Annotated in this window: 24 protein-coding genes, 1 tRNA gene and 1 pseudogene; 13 read left to right on the top strand and 13 right to left on the bottom strand. The window is 66.5% G+C overall.

Annotated elements, in window-relative coordinates:
- Positions 1 to 44: 44 nt before the first annotated feature.
- The 3 genes from ACTXPP_RS13045 to ACTXPP_RS13035 are packed head-to-tail and all read right to left on the bottom strand — an operon-like array spanning position 45 to position 2,517.
- Complete coding sequence (locus ACTXPP_RS13045) at positions 45 to 914, bottom strand: metal ABC transporter permease (RefSeq protein WP_301498309.1); 870 nt, start codon at positions 912 to 914, stop codon at positions 45 to 47.
- On the bottom strand, positions 914 to 1,612 hold the full coding sequence (locus ACTXPP_RS13040; protein ID WP_443342521.1) for a metal ABC transporter ATP-binding protein: 699 nt from the start codon (positions 1,610 to 1,612) through the stop codon (positions 914 to 916). Before ACTXPP_RS13040 ends, ACTXPP_RS13045 begins: the two co-directional genes overlap by 1 nt.
- Positions 1,612 to 2,517: a metal ABC transporter substrate-binding protein gene (locus ACTXPP_RS13035; RefSeq protein ID WP_301498305.1), complete on the bottom strand. Its 906-nt coding sequence runs from the start codon at positions 2,515 to 2,517 to the stop codon at positions 1,612 to 1,614. The genes ACTXPP_RS13040 and ACTXPP_RS13035 overlap by 1 nt, the downstream gene beginning before the upstream one ends.
- Before the next feature lie 140 nt (positions 2,518 to 2,657).
- Between ACTXPP_RS13035 and ACTXPP_RS13030 the strand changes: the two genes are divergently transcribed.
- From ACTXPP_RS13030 to ACTXPP_RS12990, 9 genes are all read left to right on the top strand, one after another.
- Positions 2,658 to 3,329 carry a metal-dependent transcriptional regulator gene (locus tag ACTXPP_RS13030; RefSeq protein WP_301498306.1) on the top strand — a complete coding sequence of 224 codons (672 nt, stop codon included), beginning with the start codon at positions 2,658 to 2,660 and terminating at the stop codon, positions 3,327 to 3,329.
- The gene (locus ACTXPP_RS13025; RefSeq protein ID WP_301498307.1) at positions 3,326 to 4,018 is read left to right on the top strand and encodes a lysozyme family protein; all 693 of its coding nucleotides are present in this window, start codon (positions 3,326 to 3,328) and stop codon (positions 4,016 to 4,018) included. The genes ACTXPP_RS13030 and ACTXPP_RS13025 overlap by 4 nt, the downstream gene beginning before the upstream one ends.
- A gap of 90 nt (positions 4,019 to 4,108) precedes the next feature.
- Entirely contained in the window at positions 4,109 to 5,389 is a 1,281-nt protein-coding gene (gene eno / locus ACTXPP_RS13020; protein ID WP_301520175.1) for a phosphopyruvate hydratase, read from the top strand.
- A gap of 30 nt (positions 5,390 to 5,419) precedes the next feature.
- On the top strand, positions 5,420 to 6,130 hold the full coding sequence (locus ACTXPP_RS13015; RefSeq protein WP_301497075.1) for an FtsB family cell division protein: 711 nt from the start codon (positions 5,420 to 5,422) through the stop codon (positions 6,128 to 6,130).
- Positions 6,130 to 6,711: a DUF501 domain-containing protein gene (locus tag ACTXPP_RS13010; protein WP_301497077.1), complete on the top strand. Its 582-nt coding sequence runs from the start codon at positions 6,130 to 6,132 to the stop codon at positions 6,709 to 6,711. Before ACTXPP_RS13015 ends, ACTXPP_RS13010 begins: the two co-directional genes overlap by 1 nt.
- Positions 6,708 to 7,721 (top strand): Ppx/GppA phosphatase family protein, encoded by a 1,014-nt coding sequence (locus ACTXPP_RS13005; RefSeq protein WP_301497079.1) that lies wholly within the window; start codon positions 6,708 to 6,710, stop codon positions 7,719 to 7,721. The genes ACTXPP_RS13010 and ACTXPP_RS13005 overlap by 4 nt, the downstream gene beginning before the upstream one ends.
- Positions 7,722 to 7,758: 37 nt before the next feature.
- A tRNA-Leu gene (locus ACTXPP_RS13000) sits at positions 7,759 to 7,835 on the top strand.
- A gap of 58 nt (positions 7,836 to 7,893) precedes the next feature.
- Complete coding sequence (locus ACTXPP_RS12995) at positions 7,894 to 8,652, top strand: sulfite exporter TauE/SafE family protein (protein ID WP_301497081.1); 759 nt, start codon at positions 7,894 to 7,896, stop codon at positions 8,650 to 8,652.
- A 19-nt stretch (positions 8,653 to 8,671) separates the two neighbouring features.
- Positions 8,672 to 9,328: a Pr6Pr family membrane protein gene (locus tag ACTXPP_RS12990; protein WP_301497083.1), complete on the top strand. Its 657-nt coding sequence runs from the start codon at positions 8,672 to 8,674 to the stop codon at positions 9,326 to 9,328.
- A 113-nt stretch (positions 9,329 to 9,441) separates the two neighbouring features.
- On the opposite strand, the gene ACTXPP_RS12985 is transcribed toward ACTXPP_RS12990, so the two are convergent.
- Positions 9,442 to 9,684 (bottom strand): hypothetical protein, encoded by a 243-nt coding sequence (locus tag ACTXPP_RS12985; RefSeq protein WP_301497085.1) that lies wholly within the window; start codon positions 9,682 to 9,684, stop codon positions 9,442 to 9,444.
- A 614-nt stretch (positions 9,685 to 10,298) separates the two neighbouring features.
- Here ACTXPP_RS12985 and ACTXPP_RS12980 point away from each other — a divergent pair.
- Both ACTXPP_RS12980 and ACTXPP_RS12975 read left to right on the top strand, forming a co-directional pair.
- The gene (locus tag ACTXPP_RS12980) at positions 10,299 to 11,492 is read left to right on the top strand and encodes an MFS transporter (RefSeq protein ID WP_301497090.1); all 1,194 of its coding nucleotides are present in this window, start codon (positions 10,299 to 10,301) and stop codon (positions 11,490 to 11,492) included.
- Between the two features lie 58 nt (positions 11,493 to 11,550).
- On the top strand, positions 11,551 to 13,209 hold the full coding sequence (locus tag ACTXPP_RS12975) for a glycoside hydrolase family 32 protein (protein WP_301520176.1): 1,659 nt from the start codon (positions 11,551 to 11,553) through the stop codon (positions 13,207 to 13,209).
- A 23-nt stretch (positions 13,210 to 13,232) separates the two neighbouring features.
- Here the strand turns inward: ACTXPP_RS12975 and ACTXPP_RS12970 are convergent, their stop codons facing one another.
- From ACTXPP_RS12970 to ACTXPP_RS12945, 6 genes are all read right to left on the bottom strand, one after another.
- On the bottom strand, positions 13,233 to 14,048 hold the full coding sequence (locus tag ACTXPP_RS12970) for an SCO1664 family protein (RefSeq protein WP_441583508.1): 816 nt from the start codon (positions 14,046 to 14,048) through the stop codon (positions 13,233 to 13,235).
- Entirely contained in the window at positions 14,049 to 14,564 is a 516-nt protein-coding gene (locus ACTXPP_RS12965; protein ID WP_301495735.1) for a DUF3090 domain-containing protein, read from the bottom strand. It lies immediately after the preceding gene.
- An 18-nt stretch (positions 14,565 to 14,582) separates the two neighbouring features.
- A complete protein-coding gene (locus ACTXPP_RS12960) occupies positions 14,583 to 15,332 on the bottom strand; it encodes an MSMEG_4193 family putative phosphomutase (protein ID WP_301495737.1) in 750 nt (249 codons plus the stop codon).
- Positions 15,333 to 15,420: 88 nt separating this feature from the next.
- Positions 15,421 to 15,777, bottom strand: coding sequence for a type II toxin-antitoxin system PemK/MazF family toxin (locus tag ACTXPP_RS12955; RefSeq protein ID WP_301495767.1), 357 nt, complete (start codon positions 15,775 to 15,777; stop codon positions 15,421 to 15,423).
- The gene (locus ACTXPP_RS12950) at positions 15,774 to 16,013 is read right to left on the bottom strand and encodes a hypothetical protein (protein ID WP_301495739.1); all 240 of its coding nucleotides are present in this window, start codon (positions 16,011 to 16,013) and stop codon (positions 15,774 to 15,776) included. The genes ACTXPP_RS12955 and ACTXPP_RS12950 overlap by 4 nt, the downstream gene beginning before the upstream one ends.
- A gap of 22 nt (positions 16,014 to 16,035) precedes the next feature.
- The gene (locus ACTXPP_RS12945) at positions 16,036 to 16,722 is read right to left on the bottom strand and encodes a haloacid dehalogenase-like hydrolase (protein ID WP_301495741.1); all 687 of its coding nucleotides are present in this window, start codon (positions 16,720 to 16,722) and stop codon (positions 16,036 to 16,038) included.
- A gap of 85 nt (positions 16,723 to 16,807) precedes the next feature.
- Here ACTXPP_RS12945 and ACTXPP_RS12940 point away from each other — a divergent pair, with 85 nt between their 5' ends.
- Complete coding sequence (locus ACTXPP_RS12940; protein WP_301495742.1) at positions 16,808 to 17,041, top strand: FitA-like ribbon-helix-helix domain-containing protein; 234 nt, start codon at positions 16,808 to 16,810, stop codon at positions 17,039 to 17,041.
- Entirely contained in the window at positions 17,038 to 17,457 is a 420-nt protein-coding gene (locus ACTXPP_RS12935; protein WP_301495744.1) for a type II toxin-antitoxin system VapC family toxin, read from the top strand. Before ACTXPP_RS12940 ends, ACTXPP_RS12935 begins: the two co-directional genes overlap by 4 nt.
- A 150-nt stretch (positions 17,458 to 17,607) precedes the next feature.
- On the opposite strand, the gene ACTXPP_RS12930 is transcribed toward ACTXPP_RS12935, so the two are convergent.
- The 3 genes and pseudogenes from ACTXPP_RS12930 to ACTXPP_RS12920 form a co-directional block, all read right to left on the bottom strand.
- Positions 17,608 to 18,363 carry an endonuclease/exonuclease/phosphatase family protein gene (locus ACTXPP_RS12930; RefSeq protein ID WP_301495746.1) on the bottom strand — a complete coding sequence of 252 codons (756 nt, stop codon included), beginning with the start codon at positions 18,361 to 18,363 and terminating at the stop codon, positions 17,608 to 17,610.
- A 60-nt stretch (positions 18,364 to 18,423) separates the two neighbouring features.
- Positions 18,424 to 18,570 (bottom strand): SIP domain-containing protein, encoded by a 147-nt coding sequence (locus ACTXPP_RS12925; RefSeq protein WP_301495748.1) that lies wholly within the window; start codon positions 18,568 to 18,570, stop codon positions 18,424 to 18,426.
- 46 nt (positions 18,571 to 18,616) lie between these two features.
- Positions 18,617 to 18,745, bottom strand: a pseudogene (locus ACTXPP_RS12920) (hypothetical protein); the annotation flags it as partial.
- Positions 18,746 to 18,756: the final 11 nt, after the last annotated feature.

Below are 18,756 nucleotides of genomic sequence, written 5' to 3'. Positions count from 1 at the left end.
ATTCAACTGGAGAGTCGAGAAGACAGCGGACCGGAGTACGTGACTCAGGCGGCGCCGAGACGGGCGCGGCGACGGCGCAGCACCGCCGTGGTCACCAGTCCCTCGCGGGGCGCGAAGAGATAGACCAGCAGGAAGATCCCGGCCTGGACCAGCACGATGGAGCCGCCGGCGGAGATGTCCGCGTAAAAACTCAGCCAGATCCCGGCCACTGAACTGCACCACGCCACGGCCGGGGCAATCAGCATCATCCGTCCGATCCGTCGGGTCAGCAGGTAGGCCGTCGCCCCGGGGGTGATGAGCAGAGCGACCACGAGGATCACGCCGACGGCCTGCATGGAGGCCACGACAACCAGTGCGAGGCAGACCATCACCGTCCACCTGATTGCACCGGTTCGCATCCCGATGATGCGGGCGTGCTCAGGGTCGAAGGCCCAGGCGGTGATGTTGCGTCGCATGACGAGCATGATCACCAGGGCAAGCGCGCCGAAGATGAGGACCTGGACCAGCGACTCCTGGGAGATGCCGAGCAGGTTTCCGAAGAGGATCTCCTGCAGGTTCGTCCCCGCCGGGGTCACTGAGACCAGGACAAGCCCGAGGGCGAACAGGGCGGTGAAGATGACCCCGATGGCCGTGTCGCCCTTCAATGTGGTGCGTTGACCCACCGCCCCGACCATGCCGACGGCGAGGAGCGCGGCGATGAGGGCGCCGATGGCGAACGGCCAGCCGAGGATGTAGGAGACCACCACGCCGGGCAGCACGGCGTGGGAGACCGCGTCGCCCATCAGCGACCAGCCGATGAGCACGAGCCAGCAGGACAGCAGGCCTGCGATCACGGCCGTGACCGTGGCCACGATCAGGGCGCGTTGGATGAACCCGTAGTCGAGGGGTTCGAGGAACCACAGGATGTCGGACATCATGCCTCCGTTCCGGGCGTGCTGAAGGTGGACATGAGGTTGTCGGTGGTGAGGACGTCCGCAGGGGTGCCGTGGGCGACGACCGCGCGCTGGAGCATGGTGACGGTGTCGCACAGTTCCGGGACCGACCCGAGGTCATGGGTGGAGATCAGGACACAGCGACCGTCGTCGGCCATGGCGCGCAGCAGGTCACTGATCGTCGACTGACTGACCGTGTCGACCCCGGCGAACGGCTCGTCGAGCAGTATGACGCCGGCGTCCTGCGCCAGGCCGCGTGCGACGAACGTCCGCTTCTTCTGCCCGCCGGAGAGCTGTCCGATCTGACGGTCGGCGAGTGCGGTCAGGTCGGTGCGGGTGAGGGCGTCGTCCACCGCGTGCCGGTCGGCCACACGGGGGCGTTTGAGCAGGCCCATGTGCCCGTAGCGACCGGTCATCACCACGTCGCGCACACTGACCGGGAAGGTCCAGTCGACCTTCTCCGACTGGGGGACGTAGGCGGTGCTGCCCGAGACCGAGACCGTCCCGCTGTCGGGACGGACGCCACCGGTGAGGGTGTTGAACAGGGTGGACTTGCCGGACCCGTTCATGCCGATCAATCCGTGGATTGCACCGGCGTCCAGTTCCAGGGAGACGTCCTCGAGGGCGCGGACCGTGCCATAGCTCACCGACACCTCGCGCAGGGTGATGGCGTGTCCCACTAGCGGTCGCCCCGCATGCCCTCGACGATGGTGTCGACGTCGTAGCGGATCAGGTCGAGGTAGGTCGGGGCGTCGCCGCCGTCCTCGGTGAGCGAGTCGACGTAGAGCGTGCCGCCGTCGCGGGCGCCGGTGTCCCGGATGAGCTGATCCTTCGGGCCGGGGTCCACGGTGGATTCACAGAAGACCGCGGGGACGTCGTTGTCCTCGACGAACGACGCGGCGGCGCGGATCTGGTCGGGGGTGATCTCCGCGTCGGAGTTCACCGGCCAGATGTAGCTCTCTGCCATGCCGGCGTCCCGGGTGAGGTAGCTGAAGGCACCCTCGCAGGTCTGCAGGGCACGCTGGTTCTCCGGCAGGTGGGACAGTCCGTCGGTGAGGTCGCCCTGGACCTCGTCAAGCTGAGTCTTGTAGGCCCCGGCGTTGTCCCGGAAGGTGTCCGCGTCATCGGGCCGGAAGTCGCTGAGGGCGTCGACGATGTTGTCGACGTAGACCTTCGCCAGCGTCGGGCTCATCCAGGCGTGGGGGTTGGGCTCGTCGGTGCCTTCGATCGGGACCGGGTCGATGCCCTCGGTGACGGTGACCCGGGTGGCGTCGGAATCCGCGGTGAGCTTGTCCACCCAGTTCTCCAGGCCCAGGCCGTTGCTGAGGATCACCTCGGCGCCGGCGGCGGTGCGGATGTCCCCGGGAGTGGGGTCGTACCCGTGGATCTCGGCGCCGGGCCGGGTCAGTGAGGAGACCTCGAGGGTGTCGCCGGCGACCTCCTGGGCCATGTCGGCGAGGATCGTGAAGGTGGCGAGGACCTCGGGGGTGTCGCCCCGTGCGTCATCGGACGAGCAGGCGACGAGGCCGCCGGCGAGGAGAATCGAGGTCGTTGCTGCGGTGGTTCTGCGGATAGTACGGATCACAAGAGTTCTCCACGGTCGATTGGATATGTTCAATGACACGAACTCTATACTACAGTCCCTGTGAATGACAACGGTGCCGGTGAGACCGGTTCCGTGGAGTACAGGCGGAGCACAGCGGTGGTTGGGGTAGACTCACCGCCATGCATGTCACCGATCTGCCGGACCGGTCGCAGGACTACCTCAAGAAGATCTACGATCTCCAGGAGTGGGACCGCAGCGGCGCGTCCCTCTCCGTCCTCGCCGATGAGCTGGGGCAGCGCCGCTCCACCGCGTCGGAGGCGGTGAAGAGGCTCGTCGCCGAGGGGCTCGTCGTCCACGCCCCCTACGGCGACATCACCCTCAGTGAGGACGGCCGCCAGCTGGCGTTGCAGATGGTTCGCCGCCACCGGCTCATCGAGACCTACCTGCTGCGCGAGCTCGACTACGGCGTCGACGAGGTCCACGACGAAGCTGAAGTCCTCGAACATGCCGTGTCCGACACCTTCATCGCCCGCATCGACGCGGCGATGGGCCACCCCGTCCGCGACCCCCACGGCGACCCGATCCCCGACGGGGACGGGAAGATCGCCGTCCCGGACACCGAACCGCTCTCGGAGGCGACGGTGGGCCAGCGACTCCTCGTCGACCGGATCAGCGACCGCGACGGCGCGCTGCTGCGCTACCTGCAGGACAACGGCATCGCGCCGGGGGTCCACCTCGTCGTCGGTGAACGTCCCTATCCGGATATGGCGGTGCTCACGGTGGAGGGACGTGGCGTCCAGCTCTCCGTCGCATCACTGTCGGCGATCCTCTGCCTCGCGGAGGACCAGTGACAGCAGGCTCCCGTCCGAGTGGACGTGCCGGGTGCGGTGGATTCGTCGGCCTGATCGCCACCGTCCTGCTCGTCGTCATCGTCGTCGGGGTGTTTCTCGTCGACGAGCGGGAACCGGAGGAGGAGCGCGTCCCGGTACCGGACGACGTGCCCCCGGCACGCGCCTCGACCGTGCACGACCTCGCCGCGACCGCCGAGTCACTCTCGATGCCGGAGGAGCATCTCGCCGGCTACATCAGTGGTGCCCAGACCGTGGCGTCGGAGTTCCCGTCCTGCAACATCGCCTGGAACACGCTGGCGGGTATCGGTTTCATCGAGTCGCACCACGGCACCTACGGGGCAGGGGAGGACGGCGGCCGGATCATCGGTCCGCGGTTGGACGGCTCAGGTGAGTTCATGGAGATCCCGGACACCGACAACGGCGAACTCGACGGTGACCCCGAGTACGACCGCGCCGTCGGGCCGATGCAGTTCCTCCCCGAATCCTGGGGGATCTACGGCGCCGGCGGAGACCCGCACGATATCGGCGACGCCGCCGCGGCCGCCGGACGCCTGCTCTGCGGGCACGACCGCGACCTGGACACCGCCGACGGGTGGAGCCGGGCGCTGTTCAGCTACAACCGTTCCGAGGAGTACATGATCTCGGTGCGCGACGCCGCTGCGAACTACGCACTGGGTCAGGCGGCCTGACCGGCTGGCTGACGGACGTGGTGCGGATAGGGCAGTATGGTGGTGACTGATATCCCACCGACTTCTCCAGCCGAGGAGGCTGACACCCACATGGCCGAAATCATGCAGATCATCGCCCGCGAAATCCTGGACTCCCGTGGTAACCCGACAGTCGAGGTCGAGGTCGGTCTGGACGACGGCTCCGTCGGACGGGCCGCCGTGCCCTCCGGCGCCTCCACCGGTGTGCACGAGGCACACGAACTGCGGGACGGTGGCGACCGCTACCTCGGCAAGGGCGTCCTCGAGGCCGTCAGTAACGTCATTGGTGAGATCGACGAGGCTCTGGCAGGCATCGAGGCCGACGACCAGCGCCTGGTGGACCAGGCCATGATCGAGCTGGACGGCACACCCAACAAGTCCCGCCTCGGTGCCAACGCCATCCTCGGTGTCTCCATGGCCGTGGCCAAGGCCGCCGCCGAGTCCGCCGGCCTGCAGCTCTTCCGTTACATCGGCGGCCCCAACGGCCACGTCCTGCCCGTGCCGATGATGAACATCCTCAACGGCGGCGCCCACGCCGACTCCGGGGTGGACGTCCAGGAGTTCATGATCGCCCCGATCGGCGCGGAGACCTTCAGCGAGGCCCTGCGCACCGGTGCCGAGGTCTACCACTCCCTGAAGAAGGTGCTGAAGGACAAGGGACTGTCCACCGGCCTGGGCGACGAGGGTGGCTTCGCCCCCTCGGTCGACTCCACCCGTGCTGCGCTGGACGTCATCGACGAGGCGATCTCCGCCGCCGGTTACACCCTCGGTACGGACGTGGCACTTGCGCTCGACGTGGCCGCCTCCGAGTTCTACGAGGACGGCCACTACAACTTCGAGGGTGGTAAGCGCACCGCCGAGGAGATGGCGAAGGTCTACGGCGAACTCGTCGAGGAGTACGCGCTGGTCTCCATCGAGGACCCGCTGCACGAGGACGACTGGGAGGGCTGGGCCAAGCTCACCGCGGAGATCGGTGACAAGGTCCAGCTCGTCGGCGACGACCTCTTCGTCACCAACCCGGAGCGCCTGCGTCGCGGCATCGACGAGGACGTCGCCAACGCCCTGCTGGTCAAGGTCAACCAGATCGGTACCCTCACCGAGACCTTCGACGCCGTCGCCCTGGCACACAACAGCTGCTACAAGTCCATGATGTCCCACCGTTCCGGTGAGACGGAGGACACCACCATCGCCGACCTGGCCGTCGCCCTGAACTGCGGCCAGATCAAGACCGGTGCGCCGGCCCGTTCCGAGCGCGTGGCGAAGTACAACCAGCTGCTGCGCATCGAGAGCTACCTGGAGGGTGCCGCGGTCTACGCCGGTGCCTCCGCCTTCCCGCGGTTCACTGCCAAGTAGTACCGACTCCACCGGCTAGTATCGTCGCTCATGGGAACGAGGGATCGACAGGAGGCGCAGGGCGACCGGCAGGACGGCCGTCAGGTCGGCCTGCCGCGTCCCCGGTCGGTCGAGCAGCGTGACCGCCGGAACCGGCAGGTCCGTCAGGCTCCGAGGCAACTCGCCCGGACGTTCGTCGCCCTGCCGAAGAAGATGAATCCGCTCGTTGCTCTGGCGGTTCTGCTGGTCGTCGTGTTCGTGGCTCTATCGGTCGCCACCCCGCTGCGGAACTACTTCCAGCAGGAGGCGGAGCTGGCTGAGATCCACGCCGAGATCGAGGCACAGCAGGAGGAACGCGACCGCCTCGAGGCCGAGCTGGACCGCTACCAGAGCGAGGCCTACATCCGGGAACAGGCACGTACCCGCTTAGGCGTCGTTGAACCGGGGGAGTCGGCGTTCCGCCTGATGGATCCGCGGATCAACCCGTCTGCCCCCGGAGGAACCGGTGCCGAGGAGACCGAGGGCGATCCGGACCCGTGGTACACCCAACTCTGGGGCTCGGTGGCCACACCGCCGGACAGCGACTCCGGGGACGGTGCCGGCGGAGACGGCGACACCGACTCCGACACCGGCGGTGGCGGCGAGTCATCCAACCTGCCGATCGACCCGAACCAGCCGGAGGAACCCGCCCAGGAGGGCGATCCCGAGGTGCAGCGTGAGCTGCAGGACCAACAACAGCAGCAACAACAGGGAGCACAGTGATGGCCGTCAGCCAGGCCGACAACGAGATCATGTCCAAGCAGCTCGGACGCCAGATTCGCGGTGCCCTGGAGGTGTCCTACCGCACTCCCGACGGCCAGCCGGCCGTGGTGAAGACCGCCCCGAAGCTGCCGGACGGCACGCCGTTCCCCACGCTGTACTACCTCACCGACCCGCGGCTGACCGCCGAGGCGTCCCGCCTGGAGGTCGCCGGGGTCATGCGCACCATGCAGGCCCGGCTGGGCACCGACGAAGACCTGGCCGCCGACTACAAGGCAGCCCACGAGCACTACCTCGCCGAGCGCAACGCCATCGAGTCACTGGGCACCGACTTCTCCGGCGGCGGTATGCCCGACCGGGTGAAGTGCCTGCACGTGCTGATCGCCTACGCGCTGGCCGAGGGGCCGGACCGGGTACGGCTCGGCACCGAGGCAGTCGCCCTGGCCGCCGCGCACATGCCGAAGCTCTCCGGTACCGCCATCCCGGCGGACTGGCCGACCCCGGAGCAGCTCGGGACCTCCATCGCCGAGGCCTTCGAGGACCACGGTGCGGTGGACGAAATGCTGTACGAGGAGGACCAGTGAGTACCGCAACCTATGCGTCGATCGACTGCGGGACCAACTCGATCCGCCTGCTGATCACCGAGGTGGATGAGTCGGGAGCGACCCGAGAGATCAACCGCGACAACATCATCGTCCGACTCGGCCAGGGGGTCGATGCCACCGGCCGCTTCGCCGACGCCGCCCTGGAGCGGGTGGACGACGCCCTGGCGATCTACGCCGACCGGATGGTCCGCCACGGCGTCTCCGACGTGATGATGGGAGCGACCTCGGCGACCCGCGATGCAGCGAACCGGGAGGAGTTCTTCGCGATCACCGGTCGACACCTCGGCAGGGTCGCCCTGGGGGCCCAGGCCGAGGTTGTGACCGGTCAGCGCGAGGCAGAATTATCCTTCGCCGGGGCCGTGGCCGACCTTGCTGACGCCACCGACGAGGCCAGCGAGTCCGGTCCTGCCACCTCCGGGCAGACCTGTGTGATCGACCTGGGTGGCGGCTCCACCGAGTTCGTCGTCGGTACCACCGAGCCCGGGAATACCGGGATCCTCGACGGTCGGGTGTACTCGGCGGACATGGGGTGTGTGCGGCTCACCGAGCGCTACCTGCAGTCGGTGCCACCGACGGACGCCGAGATCGCCGAGGCCCGCAGCTATGTCGCGGAGCTGATGACCGTGGTCGACGAGAAGGTGGACCTGTCCTCGGTCGATCGCGTGGTCGGTGTCGCCGGAACGGTGACCACCGTCGCGGCGATCCAGCTGGGGCTGACCGACTACCGTCCCGAGGCGACCCACATGGCGCAGCTGGACCTGGGGGAGTTCCGCGACACCGCACTGGGGCTGCTCGGCGAGACGGTCGAGGAACGTCGGGCACATGCCCCGATGCACCCGGGTCGCGCCGATGTGATCGGCGGTGGGGCACTGGTGATCGACGCCTTCGCCACCCGGTTCCTGGCAGAGGGGCTGTCGTCGATCACCATCAGCGAGAAAGATATCCTTGACGGGATGCTCGCCGAGGTCATCGCCCGCAACCACGGGTGACGACCGAAGCTGACGGTCACGGCGCGACCGCGGCATCGCCCCTATAGCCCAATTGGCAGAGGCAGCGGACTTAAAATCCGCGCAGTGTCGGTTCGAGTCCGACTGGGGGCACCATGATGACCGGGGGGGGTGAAGTTTCCACCACGTACATGCAGGCCTAAGGTGGACCTTCGTGCTTACCATCACGATCATCCTGCTGGCGGCCGTCTTCATCGGGGCGGTCCTCCAGCGCATCACCGGCATGGGCCTCGGCCTCGTCGCCGGACCGGTCCTGTCCGTCGTCCTCGGGCCCGCCGCCGGCGTCACCGTGGTCAACGGCCTGTCCGTGGTCAACGCCGCGAACAACGCCTGGTCCGTGCGTGACCGTACCGACTGGCGACGGTTCTCCTTCCTCACCGGCGGCTTGCTCATCGGCTCATTGCCGGCGGTCTTCGTGGTCATGGCGATCGACGGTCCATGGCTGATGGTCACCCTCGGCGCGCTGGTGCTGCTGGCGCTGAGCGCGACGATGATCAGGACCGACCGCATGCAGCTCAGCGAAAACGCCCGGGTACCGATGGTCATTGCCGGTGCAGCCGGCGGCTTCATGAGCACCGTCGTCGGTATCGCCGCCCCGGCCTTCACTGTCTACGCCCGGATCACCGGATGGGACTACCGGGAATTCGTCGCGACCCTGCACCCGGTGATCCTGGTGGCGAACACCCTGTCCTTCCTGCTGAAGATCATCCTCATCGGCAACCTGGACATGGGTGGGCTGCCCGGGTGGATCTGGATCGTGGCCCTCGCCGCGATCTTTATCGGTGCTTACTTCGGGGACAAGCTCAACGGGAGGATGTCCAGTGACGGCATGCGTAAGCTCGCCACCCTCCTGGCCTTCGCCGGTGCGGTGACCCTGCTGGTCAACGGCACCACCGAGTTGCTGCAGGGATAATCGAGGGATGACCCCAGCGATGACCCCAGCGACTACCTGGCCACGCACCGTCGCCGCGGTGGGCATCATTGTCACCCTGGTGCTGCAACTCGCCGACACGATCGGCGTCGCGCAGGACGCCGGGCTGGATGGGACGGCGGTGACCACCGCCGTGATCAACTGGTTCAGTTTCTTCACCACCCTGTCGGCGGTGATGGCGGTCATCGCCCTGCTCGTCCGGTCGGGGACGATACGGATCAGTGCGGCGGCCTACACGCTGGTCGCCGCCGTCGGCTACTTCACTCTGCTCGGTGGACTCACTGATCCGGTGGGCAGTGTCGCTTGGTGGACGAACCTGGTGCTGCACGCCGTGGTTCCGGCGGTGATGCTGGTGGACCTGTGGGTGTCGCGGCATGGGGCACACATCGCCTCCCGAGGCAGGATCGTCGGGTCGGCGCTGGTTCTCCCGGCGGTATGGGCGGTGTACACCCAGGTGCGTGGCCCGCTGGTGGACGCGCCGTTCTCGGACGAACCGTGGTGGTTCCCGTACGGTGTCATCGACCCCCACCGGGTTGCCGAGGGTTATGTCGGCGTGATCGGAATGTACCTGATTGTCGGGTGTGCACTGGTCATCCTGGTCGTCCTGCTGAGGTCCGTGGTTGTGTACCGTTCGCGAGGCGCAGCAAAAGCTGGTTGAGTGGCGGAGTTCCGTGCCGCCGGAACCGTCGCCGAAGCCCATGAACTGGTCGGTGTCGTGCGGGACCGGCTTCCGGTGTGGGGCTGAACGGACCTAGCCGGAGCTAGGCGGGACTATTCATCGTCGCCTTCTCCGGTCTGGGTTTCGCGACGGCCCGGACCACCACCCATTCCGGAGTTGGGCTGGGGTGCCTCCGCCACGATCGAGGTGATTGTCGAGCGCAGGTACTCTGACAGAGTGGTCGCACCCTCGTCGCCGATGGACTCGGCGCGTCCGGTGAGCTCCCCGAGAGTCGACTCCGCGTAGCCGCTGGCGATGAGCTGGTCGTACAGCTCGGAGTAGGCCTCCTCGTACATCGCGTAGAACTCCTCGTTGTCGAGGAAGCGCTCCTTGAGGACGCCGCTGCCGCTGCCGCGGCTGCCTCCGCTGCGTCAGTTCCTGTCGCACCGGCTCGATCTGATCGGTGGGGACGAGGTATTTCAACTCATACCGGTTGAACGCGTGCATCGAGCTGGGCTCGCGTAGCCGGTGGCTGAGATCGTTCGAATGAGCCATAAGATCATTGTGGTTCCCCATTATCTCGACCGAATCGGGCAAACGCGGTATTTCACGGAGTTGGACGTACTGCGTTCGCAGTACGTCGTCCTGTCATGGGTGTCCTGGGCGGCACGGTGGATCACACTATTCGGACGCCTGTGTCGAGAATCACGGGCGACCAGCGGAAATTGACGTGTCCCTCCACTTGCATCTGGTGCCGTCGAGGTCAAGAATGGAGCACCTGCTGAACCGATACAGGTGCCCCGGACATGACTTTTCACCTCCGGGGCCTTTGTTATTGACTGCCGTTTCAGCCCGCGACTGAGATCCGCACCTGACGTGACGACACCATGATGACACCATGAGGAGGCATGACACCGTGACACGCAACGAGAACGCAGCCGTACTGACCCGCCTGGCTCACCCCCAGAAGATGTCCCGTAAACCGGTGCCGCGGCAGACCGAAATGGGACGTCGCCGTCGCCCGATCGCCATGCTCGCCCTGGCGCTCGGCGGGTTCGGCATCGGCACCACCGAGTTCGTCTCCATGGGTCTGCTGAACCTCATTGCCGACGACTTCGGTATCACCGAGGCCCAGGCCGGAACCATCGTCACCGCCTACGCCTTCGGCGTGGTCGTCGGTGCCCCGCTGATCACCACGCTGACCGGGCGGGTGCCGCGGCGTCGGCTGATCATCATCCTCATGGCGGCCTTCGTCCTGGGTAACCTGCTCACCGTCTTCACCTCGAACTACGGGCTGCTGCTCCTGTCCCGCTTCATCGCGGGCTTCCCGCACGGGGCCTATTTCGCCATCGCCAATCTCATTGCCGCGTCCATGGCGGAACCCGGCAAGCGGGGACAGGCCGTGGCCCGGATTTCGCTGGGGCTGGCGACCGCAACGGTAATCGGCGTGCCCGTCGCCCAGTGGCTCGGCCAGACCCTGGGCTGGAACGCGGCCTACGGACTGGTCGTGGTCATCGGACTGCTGTGTCTCGCCGGTCTGTGGCACTCGGTGCCCCACATGACGCTGATGCCGGCGACCCGGCCCAGTACCGAGATGGGCGCCCTGATCAATCCGCAGGTCGTGCTGACACTTCTGGCCGGTTCCATCGGCTTCGGCGGCATGTTCTGCGTCTACACCTACATCTCCTGGACCATGACCGAGCGAGCCAACTTCCCTGCGGAGTACATGTGGTTCGTGCTGATGGTCTACGGCATCGGCATGGTCATCGGGAATGCCATCGGCGGACGCCTGGCGGACATCAACGAAGACAGGTCGGTCATCGCCGCCTTCGTGATGATGGTCGTCATGCTGGTCACGTTCTTCGCGACCAGCACCGTGGCGTGGATGGCGATCCTGTCCTTCGGGTTGCTGTCGGTGGGCGGCGGTATTCTCGTGGTGAACATGCAGGCCCGACTCATGGATGTCGCCGGTGACGCGCAGAACCTGGCCTCGGCGATGAACCAGGCGGCGTTCAATATCGCCAACGGTGCCGGCGCTGCCGTCGGTGGCCTGGTGATCAGCGCCGGAATGAACTACTCCTACCCGGCACTGGCGGGCGCGGGTCTGGCGATCGGTGGTCTGATCTTCTTCATTCCAGCCGTTCTGCTGCGCCGCCGCAGCTAATGTTTCTCATGTGAAAAGATCGTCGGTCGCCCGTGCGGCCTTTCTCAGTCGTGCAACAGTGGCAGCGGCGACGGTCGCAGTGACTGCGGCGGCCACAGTGTCGGTGGCGCCCGCGGCACCGGGCTCGTCGGCGGCCCCCGGCTCGTCCGGGGCATCCGGGGTGACCGGGTCACTCGGCAGCGTCCGCCAGGCGCTGACCGCCGACCCGTACCGTCCGGAACTGCACTACACACCGGAACGGGACTGGACGAACGACCCCAACGGGCTGGTGTACCACGACGGGGTCTGGCACATGTACTACCAGTACAACCCGTCCGGCGGGATCTGGGGCAACATCTCCTGGGGGCACGCCACCAGTACCGACCTGATGGACTGGACCGAGCAGCCGGTGGCGATCCCGCAGACCTTCAACGAGTTGGGGGTCCCGGTCGAGGACATCTTCTCCGGGTCCATCGTCGTCGACCACGACAACACCAGTGGATTCGGTGGCCAGGACGCCGACACGAACCCGCCGTTGGTGGCGGTCTACACCAACAACAACACCGTGCTGAACCCACAGGCCCCGATGATCCAGGCGCTGTCGTTGGCCTACTCCACCGACGGCGGTTACACCTGGGAGAAGTACGAGGGAAACCCGGTGCTCGACCGGGGTTCGCAGAACTTCCGGGACCCCAGGGTGTTCTGGCACGAGGGTGATGACGGAGAGGGCTACTGGGTCATGGCGGTCGTCGAGGCCACCGACCACGAGGTCCTGCTGTACCGCTCCGACGACCTGAAGGACTGGGACTACCTGTCCACCTTCGGCCCGGCGAACGCGGTCGGTGGAGTGTGGGAGTGCCCGGACCTCTTCGAGGTGCCGGTCGACGGCGACCCGAACAACACCCGCTGGGTGTTGAGCGTGAACCTGAACCCCGGGGCGGTCGGTGGTGGCAGCGGCGGGCAGTACTTCGTCGGTGACTTCGACGGCACCACCTTCACCGCCGACGGTGAGGGTGAACGGTGGCTGGACTGGGGACGCGACTACTACGCGGCGGTCTCCTACGACAATGTGCCGGACGACCGGCGGATCATGACCGCGTGGATGAACAACTGGGACTATGCGCTGACCTCCCCGGGTTATCCGTGGCGCTCGGCGATGTCGCTACCCCGTGAGGTCTCGCTGACCGACACCGGGGATCGGCTGGAGCTGACCCAGCAGGTGGTGGACACCGTGGGTGACTACCAGCGGGACGATGAGGAGGTGACCATCGAGGACCTTTCGGTGCCGGTCGGCCGGCAGGCACTGGATGTCTCCGGTGACGTGCTGCGGCTGGATCTTGAGCTGGAGACGGGGGACGCGGACAAGGCCGGCATCATCGTGCGGCAGTCCGACGACGGTTCACAGGGCACCAGGATCGGTTATGACGCGACGACCGGGAAGATGTACGTGGACCGGACGGCGTCGGGGCTGACCGGCTTCAGCCCGAAGTTCGCCTCGGTGTCATCTGCCCCGGTGTCCCCGGCGGCACAGGTGACTCCGAACGGGGACGGTGGCACAGACACGGTCACCCTGCAGATCTACCTGGACCGCAGCTCGGTCGAGGTGTTCTCGGAGGACGGGACCAGGACGATCACCGACACGATCTTCCCCGACACCACTTCCCGCGGGATGAGCACCTTCGCCGAGGGTGGGGACGCCACGGTCCGCTCGCTGACGGTCACGCCGATGGGGAAGTAGGGACCTCCCAACCACGGCACAAGTCAGAACACCGGCCATGGCACCGCGGGCATCATCCCGTGCGGGACGGGGAAGTGGGCGGTCTTCACCAGGTCCTCGCAGCGTCGGGCGCACATGCTGACCTCGGTGTCGCTGAGGAGACCGGAGAGTTGGCGGTACAGTTCGGCGCCGGGGGACAGGGCGTGCTGCAACTCACTGACCGCGGTGAGTTCGGCGTCCTGCAGCGGCTCGCCGACCCACCCCCACAGCACGGTGCGCAGCCGGTCGTCGGTGTGGAAGGTCAGCCCGTGGTCCACACCGTGACGGTGGCCGGATGCCATGGGCAGGACGTGCCCACCCTTGCGGTCGGCGTTGTTGACGATGATGTCGAAGACAGCCATCCGCCGAAGGGCGGTGGAGTCCTCGTGGATGAGCGAGACCGGACGGTCCAACTCATCGACGGCGTCGAGCACGCGGAGCCAGCCGGCGGTGAGGCGGGCGGGGAGTTCGGCGATACCGACAATGTCGACAGGGTCGACAGGGTCGACAGGGTCGACGGCATCATGGCCTGGCTCGGTGTCGCACCAGCGTTGCACCATGCCGGGGCCGAAAGGGCCGTCGGAGAGCCAGGTCTGCGGCACAATGTCCCAGCCCAGGGCCTCGGAGACCAGGTAGGACGCCACCTCGCGCTGGGCCAGGGTGTGGTCGGGGAAGTCCCACAGCGGTTTCTCACCGGCGGTGGGCTTGTAGACGACCCGGGTGTCGCCGATGCGTCCAAGGAAAGTGGCGTTGGACGCGGTGGTGAGCTGGCCCTCGATCTCGATCGGGCCGTCCGGCACGGGGTTGGTGGCGTCACCCATCTACGCGGAATCGCGCCCGGCGGCGACGACGGACCGGGTGCGGTCGATGAAGGCGCGGGCGGCACCGACGGGGATGCGGACGATGAACACCTCGTCCGGCTCGACCTCCAACTCGAAGTTCTCCGGGTCCTCCTGCAGGGCCTCGACCTGGTCGAGGTCGAGCTCCGGGGGTGGTGCGGCCTCCACCACGACCTGTGAGGTGGTGGGGTCCCAGCCGAGGGTGAGCACCCCGGCCCGGAACTTCTCCTGCAGCGGCATGTCCAATGGCTCCTCATCGACGAGCAGGTCAGGCGTGCTGTCCGGGATGGTGATGGAGGTGGCGTCCGAGGAGCGCAGCGTGTCGAGGAGCTGTTCTACACCGTCGGCCAGTGCACCTGCCTGCTGCTTCTCCAGAGAGACGCTGACCGTCTCATCGCGTTCGGTGGCCTGCAGGTAGAACGTCCTGTCTCCAGGCACGCCCACGGTGCCGACAACGAAGCGGTCGGGCCAGTCGAATCCGTGCGTGATCATGGGCATGACGCCAAGTGTAGTTGTCTAGTGTCCGGCTCCGCCGCCGATCCGGTCGTCGGTGGGGGCGTCGGTGGAGTCGGACGAGGCGGCGGGGCGCAGCCACGACAGGTCGCCGGCGGAACTGTTCACGGTGAACACCTGGGTGCTGTTGGGGCCCTCGGAACCGCTGCTGCCGTAATGGATGACGGTGACGGACGCCGGGTCGGCATGGATGCGCTGGAAGTTGTCCAGCGGCATCCCGTAGGCATCGGCGATGAGTGACTTGATGATGTCGCCGTGGGAGACCGCCGCCCACACCGCATGCGTGCCGTGGGTTTCGGTGACCTCGGTGTCGTGGCGTCGGATGGCCTCGACGGCGCGTGCCTGCATGGCGGGCAGGGACTCGCCACCGGGGAAGACCGCGGCGCTGGGTTCGCCGAGGACCGTCTTCCAGAGCGGTTCCTTCGCCAACTCGGAGAGCTTTCGGTTCTGCCAGTCGCCGTAGTCGCATTCGGTGATCCCGGCCTCGACGGTGATCTCTGTGGCGGTGTTGTCGGCGCTGGCAGTGCTGGTGGGGATGTCCTGGTGGGCGAGGATGGCGTCCGCGGTCTGTCGGGTGCGCTCCAGCGGGCTGGTGACGATCCGGGCGAGCGGGACGGCGGCGAGGCGTTCGGCGGTACGCCCGGCCTGGTCCAGGCCCTTGTCGTCGAGGAGGACGCCCGGGGTGCGTCCGGCGAGGACCCCGGCGGTGTTCGCGGTGCTGCGCCCGTGGCGGACGAGGATGACGGTGGCCATAGGGACGAGGATAGTCGGGATGGCTGCCGTCACGTCTGGAACTGGTGAGCTCGTTGACGGGGAAGATACGCCCCGTGAGGCGCGAACGTCAGCTCAGCCCGAGATGCAGCAGCAGCGCTTCGTCCACCCCGGAGAGGTCCTCAGCGGACAGTGATCCGAGACGTCGTACGAAGCGTGACACGTCGAGCGACCGGACCTGTTCTGCCTGTGCTTTCGAGTCCACCTCGAGTCCATTGACGCTGTCCGGGGTGACGAGGAACTGGAACGGAAGAATCTTGCGGACGTTCTTGGTGAAGGGAACGACCGTGAGAACTCCTCGGCCGGTACGGGAAGAGACGCTGTTCCTGGCGTTGTTGGAGACGATGCTCACGCGCCGGGTCTTGTTGGCTTCGCTGCCGACGGTGGGGTCGAGTTCGACAAGCCAGACCTCTCCGCGACGCATCAGTCTTCGTTCTCCAGTCCGTCGGAAGATGCCGATTCCCAGGCAGAAGCAGTGGCATTGTCCGCGTACCATTCGGCGTCAGCCTCGGCATATGCCTCTTCCAGCAGCTTCTCCCGGAGTGCATGAACGGCCTCATGCAGCGCACCGGACCGGGTGGTGCCGGTCTGTTCCATGTAGGAGTTCAGGAACGCGAGATCCCGACGGGGGAGCGTGGCACTGATCTTCTTACTAGCGGTCATACCGGTAATCCTACTGATTATCCTACTGGTCGGGAAGGAGCTGGATCCCGGCCGTCTGGAACTTCTTCCGGGTCCTGGCGGACGCACCGATGAGGACGACGGACCGTGCCTCACGGGCGGTGGGGAGGTCCGTGAAGGAATCCGTGACGAACTCGGCGTCCTGAACCGGGACGTCCAACTCTCGGAGGGCCTCGACCTTGCGCTCTGCAAGCCGGTGGTCGGCGACGTCCATCCCGGTCGGGGTGGTGGTGAATGTCGTGCCGGAGAGCAGGTCGAAGGGGACCCCGGCGGTGTCCAGCAGTGCCCGGGCGAGGCGGTGTTCGGTGGCGGTGGCGATGACGATTCTCGCGCCCTCGGCCTTCTGCCGCCGGATACGCTCGACGGCGGAGCTGCGGATCCAGGGGCCGGAACGTCCGACGCGGTGGCCGAAGGACGCCACCCGCCGAGCGAACTCCGGGTCGTCGAGACCGCGTAGCGCGATCCTGGCGATGCGCACGCCGGTGATTCGCCGGTGCTCGTCATCCCGGAGGAAGAGTCTCTTGATGGCGAGGGGGATGGCGGGGAGCAGGCGCAGCGGTCGCTGGCAGAGTTGTTCGATGGTGAACACGGTGAAGGTGTCGCGGGTGGTGATCACGCCGTCCAGGTCGTAGATGACGACGTGGGGAGTCGGTTCGGACGGTCCGGACGGCATAGACGGCACGGTGGGCATGCGGCTGAGCCTAGCAATACAGCTATGGTCACAATGCTGCCCTGGGCGATGTCATTCATGATATCAACGTGCGGAGGTGAGATTGATGACGTCAATCGTGGTTCGCGGGCTCGACGAGACCGTGAAGAAGAGGTTGGCTGAGCAGGCAAAGGAGCATGGTCGATCCATGGAGGCAGAAGTAAGGGATATTCTCACCAGGGAAGTCGACAGGCCGAACATCGGTCTTGCACTGATGCACATGGCCCAGGGCCTGGGTGGGGTCGATGAGTTGGACATCCCTGAGCGCAATGATCGGGCAAGAGCAGTGGATTTCGAATGATCGTCCTTGACACGAACGTCATCTCGGGAGTTTTCCGCAGCTCGCCGGATCAGCAGGTCGTGAGCTGGTTGAAGACGGTGGGCGGTGACGTGGCAATTACTGCGGTCACGGTCGCTGAACTTCTTGCGAGTGTGCACAGACTGCCCGACGGTCGTCGCAAGTGGGAGCTTCGTGCGGGGATCAACACGGCGCTCCGGCCGTACCGTGACACTCGGTCGATCCTGTCTTTCGATGAGGATGCGGCCGAGGCATATGCCGAGATCCTCTCCTCCAGGGATGCTGCTGGACTTCCGATAGCCATGGCGGATGCGCAGATCGCCGCCATCTGCCGTACGCACGGCGCAATCTGTGCCACGCGAAACTCGAAGGATTTCGCCAGAACGGGAGTTGAGCTGATCAACCCCTGGATTGTCTGATCGGCGCCGACGTGGTCGCAGTGTCCGATCCCACGGTGGACACGGTGGACACGGTGGATACGGTGGACACGGTGGACACGGTGGACGAGGATGCTCGGCGTCGCCCTCGGTGGTCGAGGCGGTCCGACGGCTGGCGGTACCTAGAGGTGGCTAGATCAGCTTCAGCCGTCGCTGTCGGTAACGCCTGCCGGTCGGCAGGACCAGGGTTTTCGGGACGACCTCCAGGTCACCGGGCTCCGTCGGCAGTGAGGTCTCCACGAGGATCGGGAAATGGTCGGAACCGTCCTGCGGCAGCGAGGTGACGGACGGGGAGACGTAGCCGTGGGACAGGGCCAGGTCGTAGCTGCCGCGGAAGACCCCGTAGTTGCGGTAGGTGGCCGAGTCGCTGCTGGACAACGTGTATCCATAGGGCACGACATGTTTAGCCAACCCGGACTGGAACAATGGGTAGTTGAAGTCGCCGGCCATCACCGACGGCAGGCCGGGGCCGAGATCGTGCAGGGCGCCGACCGCGGTGCGGACCTGCTGGCGACGCAGGGAGTTGCTGGCGGTGAGCGGGGCGGCGTGGAAGGACGAGATCATCACCTCACCGCCGTGGAGGTTGTCGTGCGCCAGCACGGTGGCCAGTCGTTCTTCGCCGGGTTTCATCACCACGTCGTGCAGGGACTTCTCCAGCGGCATGGTGAGCAGGGAGCGGGGGTCGAACCGGCTGGGACGCAGGTACACCGCCAGGCCGAGCCGACTGCCGGAGGTGGACTGCACCAGCTCCAGGTCGCCGATTCTGGTGGGCAGGGATTCGGTGTCGGCCTCCTGCAGGCAGAGCGCGTCCGGATCGTGAAGCTCCGCCAACGGGGCCAGTTCTCCGGCGGCGTTGTGGTGGTGGAGGTTGTAACTGATGAGCTTCATCGTGGTCCAGGGTAGTCCAGGAGGCCGGGTGAGGTGGGGATCTCACCGTGTATTGCCAGGTCAGCTCGGAGATGCCGTGCCGATTTTCCAGTAGCTGCAGAAGGTCACGTCCGACTTGGGGACGCCGCGGTCGCGCACCAGGTGGCGGCGAACGGCCTTGATGAGACCGGACTCCCCGACGGTGAAGCCGTAGACGCTCTCCGGCAACGAGAGCCCGCGCAGGGCCGGCGATGCCTTCGGTGCCGTGGACGACGAAGTCGACGTTCATTTCTGTCTCGGATCCGTCTGACGCCCCGCATGACCCGGCCGATGCAGACCCAGCGCGGAAGTCACGGATGGTGTCGTTGCGGATCACCGGGCGGGTGTCCTTCGGCAACGCCATGAACGTCAGGA

The organism is Candidatus Corynebacterium faecigallinarum, from assembly GCF_052264515.1.
Classification (GTDB): domain Bacteria; phylum Actinomycetota; class Actinomycetes; order Mycobacteriales; family Mycobacteriaceae; genus Corynebacterium; species Corynebacterium faecigallinarum.
Note: the sequence above shows the minus strand (reverse complement) of the source record. Positions and strands in the feature narration are given on the sequence as shown.